General features: G+C 74.9%; 1 protein-coding gene. It reads right to left on the reverse strand.

Annotated features, from left to right (window positions below; genetic code table 11):
* On the reverse strand, positions 1-5,432 hold a 5,432-nt coding region (locus tag F6X68_RS30265; protein ID WP_225852520.1), incomplete at its 3' end, for a type I polyketide synthase.
* Positions 5,433-5,490 lie beyond the last annotated feature (58 nt).

The following is a 5,490-nucleotide window of genomic DNA, read 5'->3' on the forward strand; positions in this document are numbered from 1 at the left end:
CCATCCAACAACCCCGGCAAATCCACCAAACCACCCCACCGCAACGGCACCTCCAAACCCACCACCCGACCCAAACCCCACACCGCAGCACCCGCGACATCCGCCAGCTCGTCCGAGCCGCCGACCGACACCGCCCCACGCGTCAGCCACCACAGCCGGCCCGACCCACCGACGTCGGTCAGCGCCTGCACCACGGCCAGCGCCGTCGACACCTCGGCGGCGGCCGGAACCGGGGACGCCTCCCGCGGCTCGGCCAGCGACAGCAGGGACACCACGTCGGCGTCCCGGGCGTCGGAGCCCATCGCCTCCCGCAGCAGCCGCGCCACCCGGTCGCGGTCGGCGCCGGCCGGGACCAGCACCGGGACCGCCCGGTCGGCCCGGGCGGCCAGCGCCGCGGCCACCGGGTGGTCCTCCTGCCCGGGTGCCATCAGCAGCAGCCAGGTCCCCGCCAACGTCGCGGAGTCCGGCACGGCGGCCGTACGCCACGTCGCCCGGTACCGCCAGGAGTCGACGACGGCCCGCTGCTGCGTCGCCCGCCGCCACCGGGCGAGCTTGGGCAGCAGCGCCGTGGACGGCTCGTCCGCGCCCACGGCGAGCTCCTCGCCCAGCACGCCGAGGTCCCCGGACTCGACCGCCGCCCAGAACTGCTCGTCGGACGGGGCGCCGGCCCGCTCCGGAGCCGAGCCGGGCTGGGGGTCCTCCAGCCAGTAGCGCTGCCGGTCGAAGGCGTAGGTGGGCAGTTCCACCGCGCGCGGCCGGGCGCCGGTCTGGCCGAGGTACGCCGCCCAGTCGACGGCCACGCCGGCGGCCCAGAGCTGCCCGACGGCATTGGTGAGGGTGGTGACGTCGGGCTGGCTGCGGCGCAGCGTGGCGACGTACCGCACCTCGTCGGCAGTGTCCGCCTCGGCGGCCATGGCGGTGAGGACCGCGTCGGGGCCGACCTCCAGGAAGGTGTCCACCCCCTGCGCCCGCAGCGCCGCCACACCGTCGGCGAAGCGGACCGGCTGCCGCACGTGCCGCACCCAGTAGCCGGGATCGGTGATCTCTGCGGCGTCCGCCACCGCGCCGGTCACGTTCGACACGATCGGCACCCGCGGCGACCGCCACTCCAGCCCCGCCACCACCGACGCGAACTCGTCGAGCATCGGCTCCATCAGGCGCGAGTGGAACGCGTGACTGACCGCCAGGTCCTTCGTCCGCCAACCCCGCTCACGGCAGGCCGCCACCACCGGGGCCACCTCGCCGGCGGCACCCGAGACCACCACCGACGCGGGACCGTTGACCGCCGCGACGTCCACGGCCGCACCCAACGCGCCGATCAGCTCGGCGACAGCCTCCTCCGACGCGCCGACCGCCGCCATCACACCGCCGGCCGGCAGCGCCTGCATCAACCGACCCCGCGCCGCCACCAGCGCGCACGCATCCGCCAGCGACAACATCCCCGACACGTACGCCGCCGTCACCTCACCGATCGAGTGACCCGCCAGGAAGTCCGCCCGCACACCCCACGACGACAACAACTCCCACAACGCCACCTCGACCGCGAACAACCCCGCCTGCGCAAAGACGGTCTGATCCAACAGAGCCCCATCGGCGGTACCCGGCTCGGCGAACACCACCTCGCCCAGCGAACGCGGCAACAAGCCGTCGAAACGCGCGCACACCTCGTCGAACGACGCCGCAAAGACCGGGAACGCGTCGTACAGCTCGCGACCCATGCCCACGCGCTGCGAGCCCTGACCCGTGAACAACACCGCCCGGCGGCCCGCCGACACCACACCCGAGACCCGGCCCTCGGCCACCGTCGCGAGGCCCGCCGCCAGCTCGTCCACGTCCGAACCCCACACCACTGCCCGGTGCTCCAACGCCGCCCGGGTGGTCGCCAACGACCACGACACATCCGCCACCGCAAGATCGGACCGGTCCCGCACGAACGACGCCAACCGCGCCGCCTGACCCGCCAGACCCCGCTCCGAACGGCCCGACACCACCCACGGCACCGGCACCCCGACCGGCGCGACCGGCGCGACCGGCGCGACCGGCGCGACCTGAGCGGACGCCGGCTCCGGCTCCGGCTCCGGCTGCTCGATGATCACGTGCGCGTTCGTGCCGGAGATACCGAACGACGACACACCCGCCCGCCGAGGACGCCCCACCCCCGGCCACTCACGCGACGCCGTCACCAACTCCACCGCACCCGACGCCCAGTCCACATGCGACGACGGCGCATCCACGTGCAACGTCGCCGGCACCATCCCATGCCGCATCGCCAAGATCATCTTGATGATCCCGGCCACCCCCGCAGCCGCCTGCGTGTGACCGATGTTCGACTTCACCGACCCCAACAACAACGGCACATCCCGACCCTGCCCATACGTCGCCAACAACGCCTGAGCCTCAATCGGATCACCCAACGACGTACCCGTACCGTGCGCCTCCACCACATCCACATCAACCGCCGACAAACCCGCAGACGCCAACGCCTGACGGATCACCCGCTGCTGCGACGGACCATTCGGCGCCGTCAACCCGTTCGACGCACCATCCTGATTCACCGCCGAACCGCGTACCACCGCCAGGATGCGACGCCCGTCGCGTTGCGCGTCCGACAGGCGCTGCACCACGAGCACGCCGACGCCCTCGCCCCACGCGGTGCCGTCCGCCGACTCGGCGAAGGCCTTGCAGCGGCCGTCCGCCGACAGCCCGCCCTGGCGGGAGAACTCGATGAAGGCACCCGGGGTGGCCATCACGGTGACGCCGCCGGCCAGGGCCAGGTCGCACTCGCCGGACCGCAGCGCCTGCGCCGCCAGGTGCAACGCCACCAGCGACGACGAACACGCCGTGTCCACCGTCACCGCCGGGCCCTCGAAACCGAACGAGTACGCCACCCGGCCCGACAACACGCTCGCGGAGGCGCCGGTCGCGCCGAATCCGGCGAGCGCCTCCCCGGCCTGGCGTACGACGGTCTCGTAGTCCTGCCCGTTCGTGCCGGCGAACACCCCGACCCGGTCGCCGCGCAGCGCGAGGGGCTCGATCCGGGCGTCCTCGAACGCCTCCCAGGCGACCTCCAGCAGCAGCCGCTGCTGCGGGTCCATGGCCAGCGCCTCGCGCGGCGAGATGCCGAAGAACTCCGCGTCGAAGCCACCCGCGTCGGCCAGGAAGGCCCCGCGCGAGACGTAGGAGTCGGTGCCGGCCAGGGACTCCAGGTCCCAGTGCCGGTTGGTCGGGAAGCCCGACATCGCGTCGGCGCCGGCCGTCAGCAGGTCCCAGAGCCCCTCCGGGGACTCGGCTCCGGCCGGGAAACGGCAGCCCATGCCGACGATGACGATCGGGTCGTCGCCCACGACGGGGCCGGTGGCGGCAGGGACGGGCAGCGCCTGCCCGCCGAGCAGTTCGGCGTGGATGTGGCCGGCCAGGGCCGCCGAGTTCGGGTAGTCGAAGGCGAGCGTGGTCGGCAGCGCGAGGCCGGTCGCGGCGTCGAGCCGGTTGCGCAGCTCGACCGCCGCCAGCGACGTGAAGCCGAGGTCCTGGAAGGCCCGGTCGGGCGCCACCCGCTCGGCGGACTCGTGGCCCAGGACGGCCGCGACCTCGGCACGCACGAGTTCGCCGAGGGCGCGCAGCTGCTCCGCACCGGACATTCCCGCCAGGCGGAGGCGCAGGTCGGCCGCCGGCACGGGGGCGTCGGCCGCCCCCGCCGCGCCGGCCTCGGCCAGCAGGTCGCGGACCAGCGGGTGCGGGCGCCGACCGCCGGCGGCGGCAACCTGGGCCCAGTCGATGTCGGCCACCACGAGGTACGTCTCGTCGCGGTCCAGCGCCCGGGTGAGGGCGCGTACGGCCGTCTCCGGTGCCATCGCGCCGAAGCCGGTGCGGCTCAGCCGCTGCTCGAACTCACCGGCGCTCACCCCGCCGTCGGCCCAGAGGCCCCAGGCGAGCGAGGTCGCCGGCAGCCCCTCCGCGCGACGCTGCTGCGCCAGTGCGTCGAGGAAGGCGTTGCCCGGCGCGTAGGTGGTCTGCCCGGCGGCGCCCATGAGGCCGGCGAGGGAGGAGAAGAGGACGAAGGCGGAGAGGTCGGTGCCCCGGGTCAGCTCGTCCAGGTTGCGCGCGGCGTCGACCTTCGCCCGCAGGGCGGTGGCCAGCTGGTCGACGCTGACGGCGTCGACGACGTTGTCGTCGAGGGCGGCGGCGGTGTGCACGACGGCGCTCAGCGGAAGCTCGGCGGGGATCGAGTCGAGCAGCGCCGCGAGCGCGGCCCGGTCGGCCACGTCGCAGGACGCGAGGGTGACCCGGGTGCCGAGCCCGGCGAGTTCCTCGGCGAGGGCGGTCGCGCCGGGCGCCTCGCCACCCCGCCGGCTGACCAGCAGGAGGTGTTCGGCTCCTTCGGCGGCCAGCGTGCGGGCGACGTGTCCCCCGAGCGCCCCGGTGCCGCCGGTGATCAGCACCGTGCCGCGCGGCGTCCAGGAACGGCGCGCACCGGTGTCGCCGTACGTCGCACGAACGAGCCGGCGGGCGTGGCCGCCGGTGCCGCGGAGGGCGACCTCGTCCTCCTGACCGGTGCCGGCGATCAGCGTCCGGAGCATGCGCACGACGCCGTGGTCGGGCTGCTCGGGGACGTCGACGAGCCCGCCCCACCGGTGCGGGTGCTCGGCGCGCAGCACGCTGCCGAAGCCCCACGCCATGGCCTGCACGGGGTCGACGTGCCGGTCCCGGGACCCGACGGAGACCGCGCCGCGGGTGACGATCCAGAGCCGGGCGGTGATCCCGGCGTCCCCGAGGGCCTGCGCGAGCGCGACCGTGCCGGCGAGGCCCGTCGGCACGGAGGCGGCCCCGGCGTACGGCCTGGTGTCGAGGGCGAGCAGGGAGAGTACGGGCAGCACGTCCCCGTCGCGGCCGGCCGACGCCTCGGCGAGGTCGTGGGCGAGCCGCTTGCGGTCGCACGCGGCGTCGACCTCGACGATCCGCCCGCCTGCGGCGCCGAGGGCGGCGGCCCAGTCCGTCACGGCCGCATCGGCGTCGGCCGGTACGACGAGCAGGAAGTCGGTCGCCTCGGCGCGGGCGGCGTCGTCCGCGAGCGGCTGCCAGGCCACCCGGTAGCGCCAGGAGTCGAGGGCCGCTTCGGCGTCCCGGCGGCGTCGCCAGGTGGACAGCGCCGGCAGCACGTCCGCGAGCGGGGCGTCGGCGTCGACGGCCAGGCTCTCGGCGAGGGTCGTCAGGTCCTCCGCCTCGATCGCCCGCCAGAAGTCCTCGTCGGCGGCGGTACGCCGGGCGGCGGGGGGACGGTAGGACCGCGTCGCGGCATTGATCCAGTAACGTCGATGGTCGAAGGCGTACGTGGGCAGGTCGACCGCGTGCGGCCGGGCGCCGGTCTGACCGTGGTAGGCAGCCCAGTCGACCGGCACACCCGCCACCCACAACTGCCCCAACGCCGCCGTCACCGCGGCGACCTCCGACTGGTCCCGCCGCGACGCCGGAACCCGCCGCACCCCCGCATCC

The organism is Micromonospora sp. AMSO12t (assembly GCF_008806585.1).
GTDB classification, from domain to species: Bacteria; Actinomycetota; Actinomycetes; order Mycobacteriales; family Micromonosporaceae; genus Micromonospora; species Micromonospora reichwaldensis.